The following is an 18,808-nucleotide window of genomic DNA, read 5'->3' on the forward strand; positions in this document are numbered from 1 at the left end:
GTCTGCAACCGGCTCCCGCTTTCGCGGCGGCTGGAACCTTCGGCGCTTTACCTTTCGCCAGCATGATCCCAGCCTTCCAGAGCGGCGGACTGAGGCAGCATCCGCCGGTGGGTCTTGACGACCTGTTGCAAACGTAGCGGACTTTCACCGCTCTCCCTGGTCAACCTGGCTTGCTCTCACAAGCCCCCGACTTCAGTCGGGGGTAGTTGACAGTCTCTCCGCAGACAGGCATTCCATCAGGGTCAACTGCAGCTGAGGTTCCCAATGGGGCAGTTGGATACCCAGATCAGCCTCCAGTTTGTTTACACATAACCGGGAATTATTGGGCCGTTTTGCCGGGGTCGGGTAGTGCTTGCCGGGGATGGCGGTCACCTGCTCCGGGGTTAATGTCAACACCATGCCCAGGGTCTGGGCCCGCCGAAAAATTTCACAGGCAAATCCGTGCCAACTGGTTTCTCCGTGAGGGGCAAGATGATATAGCCCTTCGATGCCCTGTCCCAGCTGTTGCCGGTAAACCGCCAGGGCAGTGACCTGGGCAATCAGCCGGGCCGGTGTCGGTGCCCCGATCTGGTCATGGACCACATTGAGGTGATCCCGCTCCTGGCCCAGCCGCAGCATGGTGCGCATGAAATTATTGCCCCGGGCACCATATACCCAGCTGGTGCGAAAAATCAGATATCCAGCCCCGCTGGCCATCACTGCCTGATCACCCGCCAGCTTGCTTGCGCCGTATACGGATAAAGGCCCGGTAGCACTGTCTTCCTGCCAGGGGCTTTCCCCATCGCCGGGATACACATAATCACTGGAATAGTGGATCAAAGGAATCCCGGCAACGTTGGCAAAGTGTGCCAGTTGTTCCGGCAGTTCAGCATTCAGGCGAAAGGCGGCCTCTTGCTGGGTTTCAGCGGCATCCACCCCGGTCCAGGCAGCGGCATTGACAATCAGTGCCGGACGGATGGTGCGCAATACGCCGGCCACGGCATCAGGACTGGACAGATCCAGCTGGGCACGGGTGGGGGCAATCAGTGCGCCCAGTGGGGACAGGGTGCGCAGCAATTCAAATCCTACCTGGCCTGTAGCGCCCAAAATCAGGATATTCATGTCACAACACCCCCAGTCGTTGGCTCTGATAGCTGCCGTCCAGTACATGCTGCCACCAGGATGGATGGTCCAGATACCACTGGACTGTCTTGTGCAAACCGGACTCAAAGGTTTCCTGTGGTGTCCAGCCCAGTTCCCCCTCGATCTTGCCGGCATCAATGGCATAGCGCCGGTCATGGCCGGGACGGTCCTGCACGAAGGTGATCAGATCTCGATAATGCCCGCCGAAGGCGGGGGGGTGCAGCGCCTGCAGCAGGTTACACAGGGTATGCACCACTTCCAGGTTGGTCTTTTCATTATGGCCGCCGATGTTGTAGGTCTGGCCGGGTTGCCCCTGGGTGGCCACCAGGATCAGGGCGCGGGCATGGTCCTCCACATACAGCCAGTCGCGGATCTGACCGCCGTCACCATAGACCGGCAGGGGTTTGCCCGCCAGGGCGTTGAGGATCATCAGCGGGATGAGTTTTTCCGGGAAATGGTAGGGGCCGTAATTGTTGCTGCAGTTGGTGACCAGGGTCGGCAGGCCGTAGGTGCGCTGCCAGGCCCGCACCAGATGATCGGACCCGGCCTTGCTGGCGGAGTAGGGGGAACTGGGGGCATAGGGCGTGGTTTCGGTGAACAGGCCGTCCGGGCCTTCCAGATCACCGTAGACCTCATCGGTGGAGATGTGATGAAAACGAAACCCGGCGGCCTTGTCTGGCTGGTGATGCTGTAGGTGTTTCCAGTAGCTGCGGGCCGCTTCCAGCAGGGTATAGGTGCCAACAACATTGGTCTGGATAAACGCTGCCGGGCCGTCGATGGAACGATCCACGTGGCTTTCCGCAGCCAGGTGCATGACAATATCCGGGGTCTGATCCCGAAAAACCGCCGCCATGGCCGAGGCATCGCAGATGTCGGCATGAACGAAGTGATAGCGGTCACTGTCGGCCACGGGGGAGAGGGATTCAAGATTGCCCGCGTAGGTGAGTTTATCCACCACCACCACCTGATGGCTGGTGGTCTGGATGAGTTCACGAACCACGGCGGAGCCGATGAAACCGGCGCCGCCAGTGACTAGAAAGGTTTTGGGCATGTGCGCAATCCGTCCGGGGATGACCCGACATGATAACCCACCCCCCCGCCGGGTTTCGATAACGGCTGCCTGTGCCGGATGGCAGGTTATTGATTCACCCAGCGCCCCTGGGCATCCCGGCAGGCGACACCGGTGATGGTCTCCCGTGATCCACTCATATTGCCCACCACGGTATATTCCCGACAATCTTGACCTGCGCTCTGGAAAGTGCGGGTGGGTGTGGCCTGAAAGGTGTGTCCTGTGTTGGGATTCTGCCAGGCCACCGGGCGATGGTCGGGGGAAGTTTCCAGTGCCCTGGAGACTTTCATCCGGTCCACTTCATCCATGGTCCGTCCTACGGAACCACCAATGGCAGCCCCGGCCAGGGTGCCGGCGATGATGGCAGCGGTGCGGCCCCTGCCGGCCCCCACCTGACCGCCCACCACACCCCCCAGGGCGCCGCCGAGTACGGCACCTGCCTGCTCCTGGGTGGGGCCTGTGGCGCATCCGGTGAGGGTGAACGCCATGCCCAGAATGGCGACTATACTGATCTTTCTCAGCGTTGACATGAGGATACTCCCGGTATCGTGGAAGAATGATTCTCTGGACAAGGTACAGTGGATTTGAGTTCTCGCCACGAGTATAGAGCAGGCCGCCTGAACCCAGCCTGACTCAAGGCAGAAAGACCGGAACCATTGCAACCACAGGCGGTATGGCGTTGCGCTTGCATCACCGCTAGGAGCGACTGATGGCATTACCTCAATTGACATTTGACCTGCCCGACTGGCTGCAGCGGCAACTGCAGGACCAGCCAGCCCCGGTGCTCACTTCTCCCGCCGCTCAGGTCCAGTTTGCCATTGCATTGTCCCGGCAGAATGTGACCCACCACACTGGCGGACCTTTTGGGGCCGCCGTGTTCGATGAAACCGGCACCCTGGTGGCTCCAGGGGTGAATCTGGTGGTCAGTCAGGGCTGTTCCATCCTCCACGGAGAAATGGTGGCCCTGGCTCTGGCCCAGCAGGTGGTGGGACGACATGACCTCAGTGAAGGTGGACGCCACCGCTATCGATTGGCGGTATCCGCCGAACCCTGTGCCATGTGTCTGGGTGCCCTGCCCTGGTCCGGCATCAGGGAACTGGTCTACGGGGCTTTGGATCAGGACGTTCGGGCCATCGGGTTTGACGAGGGGGACAAGCCGGCCCATTGGCAACAGGCTCTGGAACGGCGGGGCATTCAGGTGACAGGAGGGGTGCTGCGGGAGGAGGCGGTGGCCGTGCTTCATCAGTATCGGGCCGCCGGTGGTCAGGTGTACTGACCACCGGCCCAGCGGCTATTCCGCCCCGGGTGTCTCCCCCCGGGCTGCCCGTTCCATTTCCTCCAGGCTGACGTGGCGCACATCCTTGCCCTTGACCAGATAAATCACGTATTCACACATGTTGCGGGCATGATCACCGATGCGCTCCAGCGCCCGCAGGGCCCAGATCACATCCAGGGCACGGGTGATGGTGCGGGGGTCTTCCATCATGTAGGTGATGTGCTGACGCATCACGGACTCGTACTCCCGGTCCACGTTCGCATCTTCCCTGGCCACCGACAGGGCCACTTCCACATCCATGCGGGCAAAGGCATCCAGGGCTTCATGCACCAGCCGGGCCACCCGCTCTCCCAGGGACTGAATATCCGCATACTGGTTCTTGGGTCGGTCCTTTTCCGCCAGATGGACCGCCATGCGGGCCACTTTTTCTGCCTGATCGCCAATGCGTTCCAGATCGGTGATGGTCTTGACGATGGAGATGATAAAGCGCAGGTCACTGGCCGCTGGCTGATGGCGGGCCAGAATTTCGGCACATTGTTCATCGATGATGACTTCCAGGCTATTGACCCTGGCGTCGTTCTTGATGACCTGATCCGCCAGACGCACATCGGCACTCACCAGGGCATTGACTGCATCGGTCACCTGGGCTTCCACCAAGCCGCCCATGGCCAGCACCCGGTTACGCAGGGTTTCCAGTTCCTCGTTGTACTTTTCCAGGTAGTGGCCACCCAGTTTGTTCTTATCCATTGCTGTTGCCTCGAAAAACGTCGCTAAGGAACACGGCCCCGGACATCCGGAACACCGATCCCATGATTGAATCATCCGTCCCATCACGCCCTCCCTGGGGCCAGCCTGTCCAACAATCAGCCAAGGTCCGTCAGCCGTAGCGACCGGTGATGTAGTCCTCGGTGGCCTTCTTCCTGGGATTGGTGAACAGGGTCATGGTGTCACCGTACTCGATCATCTCGCCAAGGTACATGTAGGCGGTGTAGTCGGACACCCGGGCCGCCTGCTGCATGTTGTGGGTGACGATGAGGATGGTGTAGTCCTCCTTGAGTTCGTAGATCAGCTCTTCGATCTTCGCGGTGGAGATCGGGTCCAGGGCCGAGGCCGGTTCATCCAGCAGGATCACCTCCGGCTCGATGGCGATGGACCGGGCGATGACCAGACGCTGCTGCTGCCCCCCGGACAGCCCGAAGGCGTTCTGATGCAGACGGTCCTTGACCTCATCCCACAGGGCCGCGCCCCGCAGGGATCGCTCCACCACCTCGTCCAGCACCTTGCGGTCCCGCACCCCCTGCAGACGCAGGCCGTAGGCCACGTTCTCGTAGATGGACTTGGGGAAGGGGTTGGGTTTCTGAAACACCATGCCCACCCGGCGACGCAGTTCGGCCACGTCCACCTTGCGGTCGTAGATGTCCTCCCCCTCCAGCAGGATCTTGCCCTCGATACGGCAGGCATCCACCAGATCGTTCATGCGATTGAAACAGCGCAGCAAGGTGGACTTGCCGCAACCGCTGGGGCCGATGAAGGCGGTGACCCGCTTGGCGGCCACCTTCATGGAAATGCGCTTCAGGGCCTGGGCCTCACCGTAGTAGAGGTTGAGGTCCTGCACTTCCAGGGCAATGGTCTCGTCGGCCAGGCGCAGACGCTTGCGCTCGGTGTTCTCGAAGAGACCGGCGGTGACGCCGTGGGTCATGGTGTTCTGCTCTGTCATGGTTGTCATGCCGTCCATATTCTTGAATCTCTTCGACCGGGATCAATCCGACTCGCCGCGATATTTCTCGCGCAGATGGTTGCGAATGCTGATGGCGGTCAGGTTCAGTACCACGATCAGGACCACCAGGGTCAGGGCGGTGGCGTAAACCAGCGGCTGGGCCGCCTCCACGTTGGGACTCTGGAAGCCCACGTCAAAGATGTGGAAGCCCAGATGCATGATCTTGCGCTCCAGATGAATGAAGGGGAAGTTACCGTCGATGGGCAGGGTCGGCGCCAGCTTCACCACCCCCACCAGCATCAGCGGCGCCACCTCGCCCGCGGCCCGGGCGATGGCCAGGATCAGGCCGGTCATCATGGCGGGCGTGGCCAGGGGTACCACCACCTTCCACAGGGTCTCCGCCTTGGTGGCACCCAGGGCCAGACTGCCGTGACGGATGGTGCTTGGAATCCGTGACAACCCCTCCTCCGTGGCCACGATCACCACCGGCAGGGTCAGCAGGGCCAGGGTGAAGGAGGCCCACATCAGACCCGGCGTGCCGAAGGTGGGCGACGGCAGGGCCTCCGGGTAAAAGTTACGGTCAATGGCCCCGCCCATGAAATAGACGAAGAAGCCCAGGCCGAACACCCCGAAGACGATGGAGGGTACCCCCGCCAGGTTGTACACGGAGATGCGGATCACCCGCAGCAGCGGCCCCTGGCGGGCGTATTCCCGCAGGTAGATGGCCGCCAGCACACCGAAGGGGGTGACGATGATGGACATGATGAACACCATGGTCACGGTACCGAAAATGGCCGGAAAAATGCCGCCCTCGGTGTTGGCCTCACGGGGATAGCCGCTCATGAACTCCCAGAACTGCTTGAGATACAGGCCCGTCTTGCTCAGCACATTCATGTCGTTGGGCTGAATGGCGCGAATGATCTGGGCCATGGGAATTTCCCATTCCCGACCATCCATCACCTGGGCCACCAGCGTATCCCGGCGCACATCCTTGTACAGCGCGTCCAGACGCGCCTGCAGCACGGCGTATTCCTGGTCCAGCACCAGCCGCTGGGCCGCCAGGTCAGCCATGGCCTGATCCCGCTCGGCCACGGTGATGCGGCCTTCACGCAGTTGCAGGTCCAGGCGCCGCTCGCTCAGACGCACCCGCTCCATGCGGTGATTGACGTTGCCGATCTCCCGTCGCTCGATGCGGCGGATTTCATCAAAGATATCGTTGGCGCGGCGAATGCGCTGCTGCAGCTCCGGCCACAGCTGGTCTCCTTCCGCCACGGTGCGGCCCTGTTCCAGGATGCGCACGGGGAAGCCGTAGAAATCGCCCCATTCACGCCGCTCCAGGCGCATGGCATCCCTGGGATAGGTCCACTGGGTCATGCCCAGTTCCGGGTACCAGACAAAATCCCGCCCCCAGACATCCCGGTTACCCTGTTTGATCAGATGACGGGTGACCAGTTGGATATCGTCATCGATGGGCACCCCCGCGTCCCGCAGTACCTGGGCCGGCAGCACCTGGGAACGGGACAGTTCGCCAACGATGCGCATTTCACGACCATCATGGGTGGTCAGATCCGTCATCAGGATCGGCGAGGGCCAGAAGTGGGAGAAACCACGCACCATGATGAGGGCCAAAAGGCCCACCACCATGATCATGCTGATGGCGATGGCGCCGGCATTGAGCCACACCCAGGGGCTGCCGCTCTTGAACCAGTTCTTGAGAGTCATTGGCGTGTTCCCGGCAGGTTCCGGTCCAGTTCCAGAAAAATCATCATGTCATGCCCTCCCCTACAGATTGCTGTAACGCTGACGCAGGCGCTGGCGGATGATTTCCGCCGCCGTGTTCACCACAAAGGTGAGGATCAGCAATACCAGCGCAGAGAAGAACAGGATGCGGTAGTGGGTGCTGCCCACGGCGGTCTCGGTCAGTTCCACGGCGATATTGGCCGAGAGGGTGCGCATGCCTTCGAAGATGTTGAAATTGATCACCGGACTGTTGCCGGTGGCCATCAGCACGATCATGGTCTCGCCCACGGCCCGACCAAAGCCCATCATCACGGCGGCGAAGATACCGGGGCTGGCGGTGGGCAGTACCACCCCCACCACCGTCTGCCAGGGGGTGGCCCCCAGAGCCAGGGAACCCTGGGTCAAATGCTTGGGCACGTTGAACACCGCGTCCTCGGCGATGGAGAAGATGGTGGGAATGACGGCAAAGCCCATGGCGATCCCCACCACCAGGGCATTGCGCTGGTCGTAGGTGATCCCCACCTCGGTGAGCCATTGGCGCATGCTGCCGCCAAAGAACAGCACTTCCATCAGGGGACTGGCGGCAATGGACAGCCAGCCCACCAGCAGGATCACCGGCACCAGTATCAGGATTTCCATGCCCAGGGGAACGTACTGGCGCACGCTCATGGGCATTCGGGTCCAGGCGAAGCCTGCCACCAGCATGGCCAGAGGCATGAGAATGAGGATACTGAACACCGCCGGCAGATGGGACTCGATGAACGGTGCCAGCCACAGGCCCGCCAGGAAGCCCAGGATCACGGTGGGCAGGGCCTCCATGATCTCCACCGTGGGCTTGACCACGGTGCGCAGGTGGCGCTGCATGAAATAAGCGGTATAGATCGCACCCATGATGGCCAGGGGGGTGGCGAACAGCATGGCAAAGAAGGCGGCCTTCAGCGTCCCCAGGGTCACGGGAATCAGGCTGAACTTGGGTTCGAAGTCATCGGTGGCGCCGGAGGACTGCCAGATGAATTCGGGCTGGCTGCGCCCCTCGTACCATACCCGGCTCCACAGGGCCTGCCAGGACACCTGGGGATGGGGATTGCGCAGGTCCAGCAACAGCATGTTGTCGGCGTCATCCCGCACCAGCATGGCCTGGTTCACCGGGGACAGGCCGATGTCCCGGATCGGGCCATCGGTCACCTGACGCTTGAGCAGGGTCCGGTGGGAGGTGGCGTAGTGAATGCCCAATACCCCGGAAGCATCGCCCACATAAAAACCCTTGCGGGCCAGTTCCGGGGTGATGACGGTGATGGGCGCGGCATGGGACTGAAACTCCCGTACCCTGGTCAGATGATGCTGGTTGCGGTCATCCCGTACCAGAAACCATTGGGACACCGAACCATCGGACCCGCCCACAATGATGGACAGGGTGCCTACCAGAAAGTCCATGGCGGTGATCTGATGTCCTTCGGGCACCACCTGGCCGGAATCCACCCGCCGGGCCTGGGTTGGTGTAGAGATATCGTAGTAGTGGAGTTGTCCCAGATCATCGGCCACGAACAGGCTGCGATGATCCCCGGACACCAGAATCTGCCGGGTGTTACCGGGAGGCGAGGGCAACTGGAAAGCGTCCCGCCGAATGTCTACCGCCCCGGTAAACAGATTGGTGGTGCTGCGGACCCGGCTCATGAGCAGCCGGTTATCCTCGGTCAGCGCCGCCAGCACAAACCCCTGGGGGCCTTCCTGAATGGCGATCTGGATGATGGCGCTGCCTTGGGGGTCCACCACCACCGGCGCCTCTCCCAGGGGAAACTCTACCTTGGGTGTAATGTAACGGACATCATCGGGATAGCTCAGGTCATAGGCATGACGGCCAACAATGGCCCTGCCATCGGACAGACCATAGGCCACCAGCCGCTGACGGGCTTCGCCGTGGGCAAAACTGGTAATGGCCACCCCTTCAGGGATGGGCAGGGCAATCTGACGACGAATATGCCCATCATCGGCCTGAAAAAATGTCGCCACCCCCTGACTGGAGAAGCGCACCCCCAGTTCCTGATAACGCTCCAGGGTCAGAAACAGGGTATCGGCCTCTCTGTCGCCGGGAACGGTGTACCGGGTTTCCACCGAGACATCCGCCGGCACCAGCAGGGGGAACACCTCATAAAACAGGTACACAAAAATCAGGCCCAGGGCGAACACCACCCCGATGCCGCCGGCTCCCACGCCATAGCGGGACACACCGTCCTTGAAGTAGCGCCACTTGCGCAGGCGGGCGCGTTTTTCACCGCTGGGGAGCAGCGTGGCCGATGGCCTGCTGTCCTTGCCCGGGGCTGTGATGGATGCATCAGTCATGGGGAAATCGTCGTCCGAAGAGAGTGCACGTTGCGCGCACGGTACCCCATGAACATGACAGTATGTTGACATCCTGGCCCCGGCGGTCGCCGGGACTGAGTAGACCGGGTCAGACCTGGGTCAGGGTGGCTGCCCACTGGTCTGCTGGCAGGGGGCGACCATAAAGATAGCCCTGGAGCAAATCACATTGCAGCGATCCCAAAAAATCCGCCTGGGCCGTGGTTTCCACCCCCTCGGCCACCACCTGGATTCCCATGGTGTGCGCCAGGGTGATGGTGGCGGCACAGATGGCCCGGCTATTGCGGTTATCGGGGATATCCCGCACAAAGGACTTGTCCAGTTTCAGGGCCTGTACCGGCAGATGCTTGAGATAGCTCAGGGATGAATGACCGGTGCCAAAATCATCAATGGACAGACGGATACCCAGGTCCCGCAATGACTGCAACTGGCGCAGGCTGGAGGTGGGTTCCCGCATGGCGGTGGACTCGGTAATTTCCAGCTCCAGCCGATCCGGTGTCAGGTGATGGTATTCCAGCAGTCGGCTCACATGGCCAATGAGGGTATCGGACACCAATTGCCGGGCAGACAGATTCACCGCCACCCGCTCAATCCTCTGGCCCTGCTGTTGCCAAAGGCGCATTTGTCGGCAGGCCTCTGCCAGCACCCATTCACCCAAAGGCAGGATCAGGCCGGTTTCCTCGGCCACCGGAATGAAACGATCCGGGGGGATCAGCCCCTTTTGGGGATGCTCCCAGCGCAACAGGGCTTCGGCACTGACAAAACAGCCCTGCTGGCGATCCATCTGGGGTTGATAGACCAGATGAAACTGCTGTTGCTCCAGGGCCTGACGCAGATCGTTTTCAATTTCCATCCGGGCCTGGGCTGCGGTATTCATCTCTGCACAGAAGAAACGGAAGGTATTGCGGCCCTCGGACTTGGCCTGATACATGGCCGTGTCGGCATGTTTCATCAAGGCTTCAACGCTGGTGCCGTCATGGGGCGACAGGCTGATACCAATGCTGGGGCTGGAATGGAGCACCAGATCCATGATTCGGAAGGGTTTGGATAAACGGCCCTGAATCTTGTGGGCCACCATCCCGGCCTGGTCGGGGGTGTTGATCTGGGTCAGTATCACCATGAACTCATCCCCACCCAGACGGGCCACCACATCACTGTCCCGCACACAGTCCCGCAGTCGCTCGGCCACCTGGATCAGCAACTGATCCCCCACCTGATGTCCCAGGGTGTCGTTGATGTTCTTGAAATGGTCCATGTCGATGAACAGGACCGCCAGCCCCGGACCTTCCCGCTGGGACAGGGACAGGGCCTGTGCCAGTCGATCCGTCAGGCTGTACCGGTTGGGCAGATTGGTGAGGGTGTCATGGTGAGCCAGATGGTGCAGGCGGGCATTGGCATGTTCCAGGTCCAGGGTGCGGGCGGTCACTCTGGCCTCCAGCGCGTTTTGGAACTGGATCAGTTGATCGGTCATCTGATTGAAGGCGCGGGCCAGATGTCGCAGCTCCCGCGGCCCCTGTTCCACGGCCCGCTGCTGGTGATTGCCGGCACTGATTTCACTGGTGACCCGGGTGAGCCGGCGCATGGGCTGGATCAGACTGTGGGCAAAGACTGCGGCCAGCAGGACTGTAATCAGCAAAATGCCCCCCAGGACCATGGCGGTGAGCCGACGTAACTGATGCACTGGCGCCAGGGCTTCCGCCGCATCCATCTTCACCACCATGCCCCAGCGCAGGGCAGGCACATACCGCCAGGCCGCCACCACCGAAATACCGGCATAATCCAGGGTAATCCCCTGTCCCCCCTGCCCGGACAGGGCCGCCCCCATGGGGGGTGCAATATCGCTCAGCTCCCGACGATAGGTGTAGGCGGCTTCGGGGATATGACGCAGATTCACCATGTACAGGGCATGGTCCTGCGCTTGCTGGGCCATCACGATTTCTCCAGTGCTGCCCAGCCCCGTCCGGTCGTTGATCACCGGTTCCAGCAGAGACAGATTCAGTTGCACCGCCAGGGCGCCGATGAAACGGCCATCATGGAGCACCGGCGATACCATGAATGCAGCCACGGCATCGGCAGAAGGGGGGTAAGGATAAAAACCGGTCAAATCGGTGGTCAGCAATTGTCTGGCCCGCTGAAAGCCCTGGGCCAGAGCCGTGTCCTGATAGGGGCCGTGGAGCAGATTGGTGTTCAGGTCATCTTCTTCGAGAATGCTAAAGACCACATCACCCTGGGCATTGATCAGCAGCAGATCGTAATAGCCGGTCTGCTGCATGAAGGTATCGAGAAAGGACTGTACCTCATGGTCCTGCAATGTCTGGGGGGTATCCTCAATGGTACCGCGCACCTGGGCAGACTGGCTGAGTAACTGGGTTTCGTGCAGACGTTCCCGCAGATAGGTGTCGATTTCCCGATGTTTTTGGTCGGCCATGGTGGCCATGCCCTGAACCACAGCATGTTCCATGGCCTGTTCGTAGGCGTGGAGCATATAGCTGGTCAGCAGCAGGATGGGCAATACCACCAGCAGGCCCAGGCCCAGCAGCAGCCGCATGGTGATGCTGCCGGGTATCATGAGTTGATATCCGCACTCAGGCGCTGGGCGATCTGCTGCCAGACATGCAAGGGTCGATGCCCCGGAAAGGGCATGGGGCGGATGGGGTCGGGCAGGGAAAAGACGATATCGAACTGACCATCGGGACGGGCCTGGCCCACATAGGACATGCGCCAGGCATGGCGGGTGCCGCCATCAATACTGACAATGCCTGACGGGGCCGGGACACTTTGCAGCAGTACCGATTGATTGACCTGTTCAGGTGTGATGCTGCCGCTGGTCTGCACCGCCTGCGCCCATAGCTTCACGTTCACATAGGCCGCTTCCATTGGATCACTGACCGTCTCATCGGCACCAAACCGGGTCTGGAACTGCTGCACAAATGCCCGGTTGCCGGGGGTATCCAGGCTCTGAAAATAACCCCAGACCGCAAAGTGATTGGGATGATGGATGTCCGGCATACTGGCCAGTTCCCGTTCCGCCACACTAAAGGACACAATGGGCAGATGGGTCAGATTGGACTGGTGCAGGGCACGGAACAGGGCCAGATTACTCACGCCGTTGATGGTATTGACAATCACATCCGGTGACAACTGCGCCAGTTCCGCCATGATATCCGCCATCTGGTCATCCCCCAGGGGCACATAACGCTCCCCCACCACCTGACCGTCGACGGCCCGGATCAGATCCTTGATGATCACATGGGCGGTTCTGGGAAAGATATAGTCCGACCCCAACAGATAAACCCGGTTACCCCAGTGGTCCAGCGCCCAGCGGGTGCCGGGAATGATCTGCTGATTGGGGGCAAGCCCGCCATAGATGATATGGGGAGACTGTTCCAGTCCCTCGTACTGCAGGGGATAAAACATCAAGTGCTGGTGCCGTTCCACCACGGGTTTCACTGCCTTGCGGCAGGCGGAGGTCCAGCAGGCAAACAAGGCACTGACCCCCGCCTCCAGGATCAGTCGTTCTGCCTCCTGGGCGGCGATGTCCGGGTCCGACTGACTGTCCGCCACGATCATGGCAACGGGCCGCCCCAGCAGGCCGCCTTGCTGGTTGATCTCCTCCACCGCCAGAGTGATGCTCTGCACAAGGGGCAACTCGCTCACGGCCATGTTGCCGGTGAGCCCGTGAATCACGCCGATGAGGATGGGGTCTGGTGGTGGTGAACGGTGAAAATAAACCAGCAACCCTGCGCCCAATCCCAGCGCAAGCAGCCAGGCCAGCAACATACGCCGGTGGCCCATTGCCCATGTTGTCTTGACTGTGCCTGCCATCCAGTGCCTTTAGCACCATTACGGTATCAATCGCAACACTGTACCGCCGAAGCGTTCAGATGGCCACCCACCATGAATGCAACGGCCCCGCAAGGCGGGGCCGCTGTAAAGGCTTGAACGGACGGGGTGGGATTATCTGACGCCAACCCGCTCGCGGATCTGATCGGCAACGGGGGCCGGCAAGGGAATATAGCCGTCACGGAACACAATATGCTGGCCTTGTCTGGACAGGACCATCTTGACGAACTCGTTTTCCAGCGGCGCCAGACCCCGGTTGGGATGGGAGTTCACATAAACCAGCAGTTGACGGGCCAGCGGGTAATCACCGGTGGCGGCATTTTCGGCATTGGGTTCAAAGAACTGGCCCTCGTTCCTGCCGATGGCAATGGCCCGCACCCCGGCGGTCTGATAACCGATGCCGGAATAACCGATGCCGTTGATGGACTCGGTCACCCCCTGAACCACCGAAGCAGAACCGGGTTGTTCATTGATGCTGGGTTTAAAATCTCCCCCGCACAGGGCGATTTCACGGAAGAAGCCATAGGTACCGGAAACCGCATTACGGCTGTAGAGGGTGAAATCCCGATTGGCCCAGGCCCCGGTCAGACCCAACTGGCCCCAGCGGGTGATGTCCTCGGGATGGCCGCAGCGCCGGGTGGCGGAGAACACCGCATCGATCTGGGGAATGGACATGCCCTGGATGGGATTATCCTTGTTGACGAACACAGCCACCATGTCGATGGCTACCCCCACTTCCGTGGGGGGATAGCCGTGAACCTGTTCAAAAGCCTGGATTTCAGAAGAGCGCATGGCCCGGCTCATGGGACCGAAGTTGGCGGTACCCTGGGTGATGGCCGGCGGCGCGGTACCAGAACCGGCCCCTTGAATCTGGATATTGACGTTGGGATAGAACCGGTTGAACTCCTCGGCCCAGAGGGTCATCAGGTTGTTGAGGGTGTCAGAACCAATGGAGGAAAGATTGCCCGAGATGCCGGAGACGCGCTGGTAGTCGGGGAGGTTGGGGTCAACGGGATCCGCCATGGCGGGGGTGGAAACCATCAGGGCCGCGGCCACGCCGGCAACAAGAGCCTGCTTCAAGTGCATCATCAATGTCCTCTGTGGTGGTGGCGGCTGTTTCCGGCCAAACCGGAAACAGCCTTGACTCAGGCGCACTATGACAACCGGGTGTGTCAGCCCTGTGAAACGAGCATGACAGTTTGTTGACAATGCCTTTTGAGCACTTTCACAGCCCCCCAGGCGAGGGTCTATAGACAAGGCTTGTCGGTATAGCCTGGCGCATCACAAAAATCACTCACCGCCAGTTGGGCGCCTTCGGCCCCCTGCCACCGGGCCTGATGCTGTATCTGGGAACGGCTCAGACCCGCCGCCGGTGTCACCGGTGGCAAAATGCTGCTCAAGGTGGTGGGATTGTTGCCCAGACGAACCTCATAGAGCACCTTGTAAGTCAGCACCCGCTTCACATAATCCCTGGTTTCGGAAAAGGGAATCAGCTCGGCCCAGGCATCAGCCGGCATTTGCGCATCCCTGGGCAGCCAGGAACGCACCCGGCCCGCCCCGGCATTGTAGGCCGCCGTGGACAGCAGGGGATGACCACCGAACTGGTCCAGATTGCGGCGCAGATAATAAGTACCGATACTCAGGTTCAGGTCCGGGTCCAGCAACTGCTGGGTATGGCTCACCGTAGCCCCCACATGGGGCGCCATGGCCCGACCCGTGGCCGGCATGATCTGCATCAGCCCCATGGCCCCGGCATGGGAACGGGCATCCTGCATAAAGGCACTTTCCTGCCGGGCCACAGCCAGTGCCCAGGCCGGATTGATGTCCTGAACGGCTGCCTTTTCCTTCATCATCTCGGCATGGGCCAGGGGGAAGCGCAAGTCGATATCATCAAAATTACGGGCGCGGGCGGCTGCAAAGATGGCCCGATCATGCCAGCCGATCCGTCCGGCAATCACCGCCAGGGCTTCCAGGTCTGCCCGGTCCCCGCCCTGCTGCAGCCGGTTTTGCAGATGAATCCATTCCCGGCGGGCATCAATGAGCCGGTCCAGGGCGAGCATTTCCAAAGACCGGGCCAGCCCTGGGTCCTGCTGGACCCGCTGCATGTTTTCCACCGGAGGCATCATGGGCCGGTGGCCGATACGATAAGGCCGCCCCAGCCGGTCAGCAGCCAGAAAACCATAAAAATTACGCGCCTCACTGACCTGGGCATACAGGGCCAGGGCCTGGGACTCCTCGCCCATCTGCTCCAGGGCACGGGCGAGCCAGTATTGCCAGGCGTCTTCCTGACGGGCTTCTTCACTCATGCCGTTAACGGCTCTGACCACCGTGTCCCAGTCTTCCTGAATCAGGGCGGCCCGAAGCTGCCATTGCCGCAGCAGATCGTCAAACACAGCATCCGGCAGGGTGGCCAGATGGGGAAGGGCCTGATCCCGTTCCCGCAGGGTCAGGCGCAGGGCGATGAAACGCCGGGTCTCAAGGGCGCTGGCCTGATCCATGCCCCAATCCCGCCGATCCGATGCCCACAGGTTCAGGGTTTGCCGGGGATCCCGCCGGGCCAGCCGATTGAAAGCATGGGCGATGGCTGCCTGGGCGGCTGGATGGGCATCGGCCCGCCACTGAATCTGTGCCAGACCGTTGGGGTCGTCATGGAGGGCGAGCCAGCGGTCCGCCCAGACCCGATCGGCTTCGGGCAGATAGCGGCGCAGGTAGCGGGCCAGCCCCGGCTGACCGGCTTCCAGGGCCAACTGGAACCGATCCCAGGTGAGTTGGGGGGTAAGCCGGCCTTCGCTGCGCCATGCATTGAACACCGGATCGCAGGCATTGGGCTGGGAACGACCCACCAGCCAGAGGGTTTCCACGCCGGTCAGTGCCTCATCGCGGCGTCCGGTACGCAGCAGGGCGGTGTGGTAATGACAGACATGGGTGGTGCTCAGTCCGTCCTGGTAATGGCGCAGATAATCCGCCCATTGCCCCTGGGCGGCCAGATGGCTCAGCCAGCGGGTCCGCAACCGATGGCCCAGGGGGCTATCCCCCCAATGTTCCAGAAAATGATCCACCTCGGACTGGGGGATGCGGGGGAAGCGGGCATCCAGATCGGCGTAGAGCAGATAGGGCAACAGGGCATAGCCCTGGAGTGCCTGTACCCCCTGCTGAAAGGTAGCCCGCTGACCCTGCTGAAAGGCCCGTTCCGCCTGTAAAAACCGTTCCCGCTGAGCGTCAGAGCCAGTGGGCACTGCCAGGGTCGGCCCGGCTCCAAGGATGAACAGCGGGAGCAGCATACCCGCAAGACGATGCGCAAACATGATTAAAACTCCTTCCTGGCAGCAGGCATGGGGCACGGACCGTTAGACTCTAAAGCCGTGGGAACCTGTGGGGCAAGGGGCCAGGGATAAAAGACGAAAACTTGACCGGTGAGTTTAGCGGGCGGGATACTAGCCGGCGGAGCCAGTAGAGACATCTGGCCCCAGGCGCTGTTTCACCCTGGCGCCGCTTCCGTGCCGAGCAACACCCGCCCCGCAACGAGGATGCACACGACCATGCTAGCTGCTCCCCCTATTTTCCGCATCGGCCTTGTTTTGTTCTGTGCCCTGTTGCTGACGGCCTGTCTTGGCGGGGGGGACAATGGGGGTGGCTTTACCGGGCACACCCTGTCCCTGAGTGTGAATGTGGAACCGGACACGGTGCCGGTCAACACCGCCCAGGCCGCCGTCGGACCGGGCAGTCCCTATGCCGCCCAGATTGCCGTTCGGGTCACCGAGCGCAACACGGGGCAGCCGGAATCCGGCGCCGCCATCAGCGCATCCTTTGCCGGCCCCGCGGTGGGGGGATTCATCACCGAGCAGGAATTTCTCAGCGGCACCGGGATACCCCGGCCCAGCGTGCAGGTGACCGCCGGTGGTAACGGTGACGCCAGAATTTACTTCGTGGCCGGCGAGATCGGCGGCGAGGCCCATATCCGCATCCGGGCTGACCGGGGTGTCCAGACCCATCTGGGGGCGGAAACCACCCGCACCATCCGGGTATTGAGCGACGCCGGCCCGGTGGCTTCCCTGGAATTCACCGGCCCCTACATCGAGGCCATACGCACCAACCGGGTCCAGTTTGGCCCTGCGGTTGGCGAGAGTGTGGATTTTCAGAACGGCACCTACAGCCGGGTGGTTTCCATCACCGCCCGGGATGCCAATGGCAATCCGGTCCCCGTCAACACCCCCATTCATTTTCGCCTGATTGATGCGCCCCTGGTGGGGTATCCCCAGGAAGGATCGGGGCGTTTTGAAATCACCGGCAACAACGGCAACCCCCTGGAGGGCGGTTTTAATTTCAACGCCCCCAATGGCAATTTTCTCAACCGTGGTGCCAGAGTGGGTGACCGGCTGGTGCTGGACCCTGATCCCAACGGGCGCTCTTTTTACCATGCAGGCATCCGTACCATTGCTCAATTACCTCCTTCCCAGCGCGATACCCTGGTGATTCGCGCCGATGCCCAGCCCTTCCGGGTGGGCGAGGACCAGGGTGCCACGGTGCCCTATGTCATTGGCCGCGCCCAGGCGGGCAGCATTCAATCCCTGGCCTTCACCGACGGCACCGGCACCGCCAGCGCCCTGCTCACCTACCCCTTTAGCAACGTGGGCCGCACCGCCATCATCGTCGCCCATACCGAGGACTTTTCCGTCAGTCGGGTGTTCAATCCTGGGGGGGCGGTGTATCTGAGGATGCTCGGTGATGATGGGACCGTAACCTTGACCGCCTCTACCGCAGTGTTGCCTGCACAGACTGGAGGCATGGTCACGCTGTGTCTGCGCGATAAGAATGGAGTTCCCCTGTCGGGTCAACCCATTTTCTTCTCCACGGAAAACAGCTCTTCGGGTGCGACGGCAAATATCTTGCTGGATGGTGAGATCATTACCTCCGGATATTTTTTTGCAGGGCAGAGTGGGTGCGTCACCGTTGATGTGGAGGTGGTCAATCAATTCCCCGGTGACGATGGGTTCAAGATAACTTTCAACTCTCTTGACTCGAATGTGGTGGAAGTGGATGTGCTGGGGTTGGGTGCAGGAAATTTGATTCTGACTAGCCTTAGTTGTCCTCAGTCTGAGGGTGAGACAGGACGCGCTTCTTTCCTCTATGTTCTTCCCAATCAACAGCCTATTCCTGGTGTTTTGGTAACCTTGGACTCGTCCTCCCAGTTCCAGAGTTACTCATTTGAACCACCGTCAAATCAAGGGTCTCATGCAGGTGTAACAGGAAGTGCTGGAGAAATCGTTCTCAATTTTAATGGTTATGGTAATAGGGATGGGGAGGAATTGACTACCGCGTCAGGGGTCTCGGCGTCTTTTACCTGCCATCGTGATGACGGTGGTGGCACAAACGGTGGTGGTACAGGATCTGTGCCTGGTGATTTTTCTGGAACCAGTGGTGGGGTTATCCATCATTTTTCCGTGCTTGAAGATGGTCCTGTTTATTTCTATTTGAGTCATGAGGGTAGTTCTAACTTTATTGTTCGTTTGCTTAACTCTCAGGGGGACTCTTTGAGATCTTTGGCTAATGAAATAGGTGTTGTTACACCTCCAATAGAACGAGTTCAAAATCTTGATGCAGGTACTTATATGCTTGATGTAAGGAATGCTGATGGTGATTGGAGGATTCACGTAACTGATGTCAAACAGTGACAATGCCCTCA

13 protein-coding genes are annotated in these 18,808 nt (G+C 60.7%); 2 read left to right on the forward strand and 11 right to left on the reverse strand.

Annotated elements, in window-relative coordinates:
• Positions 1 to 192: 192 nt before the first annotated feature.
• The 3 genes from rfbD to BMX62_RS04970 form a co-directional block, all read right to left on the reverse strand.
• Entirely contained in the window at positions 193 to 1,101 is a 909-nt protein-coding gene (gene rfbD, locus BMX62_RS04960) for a dTDP-4-dehydrorhamnose reductase (RefSeq protein WP_090205213.1), read from the reverse strand.
• Position 1,102: 1 nt separating this feature from the next.
• Positions 1,103 to 2,173, reverse strand: a complete 1,071-nt coding sequence (gene rfbB / locus BMX62_RS04965; protein ID WP_090205216.1) for a dTDP-glucose 4,6-dehydratase — start codon at positions 2,171 to 2,173, stop codon at positions 1,103 to 1,105.
• 86 nt (positions 2,174 to 2,259) lie between these two features.
• Positions 2,260 to 2,721 (reverse strand): RT0821/Lpp0805 family surface protein, encoded by a 462-nt coding sequence (locus BMX62_RS04970; RefSeq protein WP_090205219.1) that lies wholly within the window; start codon positions 2,719 to 2,721, stop codon positions 2,260 to 2,262.
• Between the two features lie 179 nt (positions 2,722 to 2,900).
• Here BMX62_RS04970 and BMX62_RS04975 point away from each other — a divergent pair, with 179 nt between their 5' ends.
• Positions 2,901 to 3,467, forward strand: a complete 567-nt coding sequence (locus BMX62_RS04975) for a nucleoside deaminase (protein ID WP_090205222.1) — start codon at positions 2,901 to 2,903, stop codon at positions 3,465 to 3,467.
• A 15-nt stretch (positions 3,468 to 3,482) separates the two neighbouring features.
• Here BMX62_RS04975 and phoU read toward each other — a convergent pair whose 3' ends face one another.
• From phoU to BMX62_RS05015, 8 genes are all read right to left on the reverse strand, one after another.
• Positions 3,483 to 4,214: a phosphate signaling complex protein PhoU gene (phoU, locus tag BMX62_RS04980; RefSeq protein ID WP_090205225.1), complete on the reverse strand. Its 732-nt coding sequence runs from the start codon at positions 4,212 to 4,214 to the stop codon at positions 3,483 to 3,485.
• Positions 4,215 to 4,344: 130 nt separating this feature from the next.
• The gene (gene pstB / locus BMX62_RS04985; RefSeq protein WP_090205229.1) at positions 4,345 to 5,202 is read right to left on the reverse strand and encodes a phosphate ABC transporter ATP-binding protein PstB; all 858 of its coding nucleotides are present in this window, start codon (positions 5,200 to 5,202) and stop codon (positions 4,345 to 4,347) included.
• A 24-nt stretch (positions 5,203 to 5,226) separates the two neighbouring features.
• Positions 5,227 to 6,906, reverse strand: coding sequence for a phosphate ABC transporter permease PstA (pstA, locus tag BMX62_RS04990; protein WP_090205232.1), 1,680 nt, complete (start codon positions 6,904 to 6,906; stop codon positions 5,227 to 5,229).
• Positions 6,907 to 6,966: 60 nt separating this feature from the next.
• Positions 6,967 to 9,264 (reverse strand): ABC transporter permease subunit, encoded by a 2,298-nt coding sequence (locus tag BMX62_RS04995; protein ID WP_238375863.1) that lies wholly within the window; start codon positions 9,262 to 9,264, stop codon positions 6,967 to 6,969.
• A 109-nt stretch (positions 9,265 to 9,373) separates the two neighbouring features.
• Positions 9,374 to 11,851, reverse strand: coding sequence for a bifunctional diguanylate cyclase/phosphodiesterase (locus BMX62_RS05000; protein ID WP_202906205.1), 2,478 nt, complete (start codon positions 11,849 to 11,851; stop codon positions 9,374 to 9,376).
• Complete coding sequence (locus tag BMX62_RS05005; protein WP_162273496.1) at positions 11,848 to 13,077, reverse strand: urea ABC transporter substrate-binding protein; 1,230 nt, start codon at positions 13,075 to 13,077, stop codon at positions 11,848 to 11,850. Before BMX62_RS05005 ends, BMX62_RS05000 begins: the two co-directional genes overlap by 4 nt.
• 162 nt (positions 13,078 to 13,239) lie before the next feature.
• A complete protein-coding gene (locus tag BMX62_RS05010) occupies positions 13,240 to 14,211 on the reverse strand; it encodes a PstS family phosphate ABC transporter substrate-binding protein (RefSeq protein ID WP_090205419.1) in 972 nt (323 codons plus the stop codon).
• A gap of 161 nt (positions 14,212 to 14,372) precedes the next feature.
• The gene (locus tag BMX62_RS05015; RefSeq protein WP_090205240.1) at positions 14,373 to 16,430 is read right to left on the reverse strand and encodes a transglycosylase SLT domain-containing protein; all 2,058 of its coding nucleotides are present in this window, start codon (positions 16,428 to 16,430) and stop codon (positions 14,373 to 14,375) included.
• A 576-nt stretch (positions 16,431 to 17,006) separates the two neighbouring features.
• On the opposite strand from BMX62_RS05015, the gene BMX62_RS05020 reads away from it, so the two are divergent.
• Entirely contained in the window at positions 17,007 to 18,797 is a 1,791-nt protein-coding gene (locus tag BMX62_RS05020) for a hypothetical protein (RefSeq protein WP_143339659.1), read from the forward strand.
• The last annotated feature ends 11 nt before the right edge of the window (positions 18,798 to 18,808 follow it).

It is taken from the genome of Ectothiorhodospira magna (assembly GCF_900110965.1).
Taxonomy (GTDB): domain Bacteria; phylum Pseudomonadota; class Gammaproteobacteria; order Ectothiorhodospirales; family Ectothiorhodospiraceae; genus Ectothiorhodospira; species Ectothiorhodospira magna.

What these genes read in the sequence shown, in the direction of transcription:
- BMX62_RS04995 (WP_238375863.1), bottom strand. Translation starts at nt 9,264, where the DNA reads ATGACTGATGCATCCATCACAGCCCCGGGCAAGGACAGCAGGCCATCG.
- pstB (WP_090205229.1), bottom strand. Translation starts at nt 5,202, where the DNA reads ATGGACGGCATGACAACCATGACAGAGCAGAACACCATGACCCACGGC.
- rfbD (WP_090205213.1), bottom strand. Translation starts at nt 1,101, where the DNA reads ATGAATATCCTGATTTTGGGCGCTACAGGCCAGGTAGGATTTGAATTG.
- phoU (WP_090205225.1), bottom strand. Translation starts at nt 4,214, where the DNA reads ATGGATAAGAACAAACTGGGTGGCCACTACCTGGAAAAGTACAACGAG.
- BMX62_RS05000 (WP_202906205.1), bottom strand. Translation starts at nt 11,851, where the DNA reads ATGATACCCGGCAGCATCACCATGCGGCTGCTGCTGGGCCTGGGCCTG.
- BMX62_RS04970 (WP_090205219.1), bottom strand. Translation starts at nt 2,721, where the DNA reads ATGTCAACGCTGAGAAAGATCAGTATAGTCGCCATTCTGGGCATGGCG.
- BMX62_RS05010 (WP_090205419.1), bottom strand. Translation starts at nt 14,211, where the DNA reads ATGCACTTGAAGCAGGCTCTTGTTGCCGGCGTGGCCGCGGCCCTGATG.
- pstA (WP_090205232.1), bottom strand. Translation starts at nt 6,906, where the DNA reads ATGACTCTCAAGAACTGGTTCAAGAGCGGCAGCCCCTGGGTGTGGCTC.
- rfbB (WP_090205216.1), bottom strand. Translation starts at nt 2,173, where the DNA reads ATGCCCAAAACCTTTCTAGTCACTGGCGGCGCCGGTTTCATCGGCTCC.
- BMX62_RS05015 (WP_090205240.1), bottom strand. Translation starts at nt 16,430, where the DNA reads ATGTTTGCGCATCGTCTTGCGGGTATGCTGCTCCCGCTGTTCATCCTT.
- BMX62_RS05005 (WP_162273496.1), bottom strand. Translation starts at nt 13,077, where the DNA reads ATGGGCCACCGGCGTATGTTGCTGGCCTGGCTGCTTGCGCTGGGATTG.
- BMX62_RS04975 (WP_090205222.1), top strand. Translation starts at nt 2,901, where the DNA reads ATGGCATTACCTCAATTGACATTTGACCTGCCCGACTGGCTGCAGCGG.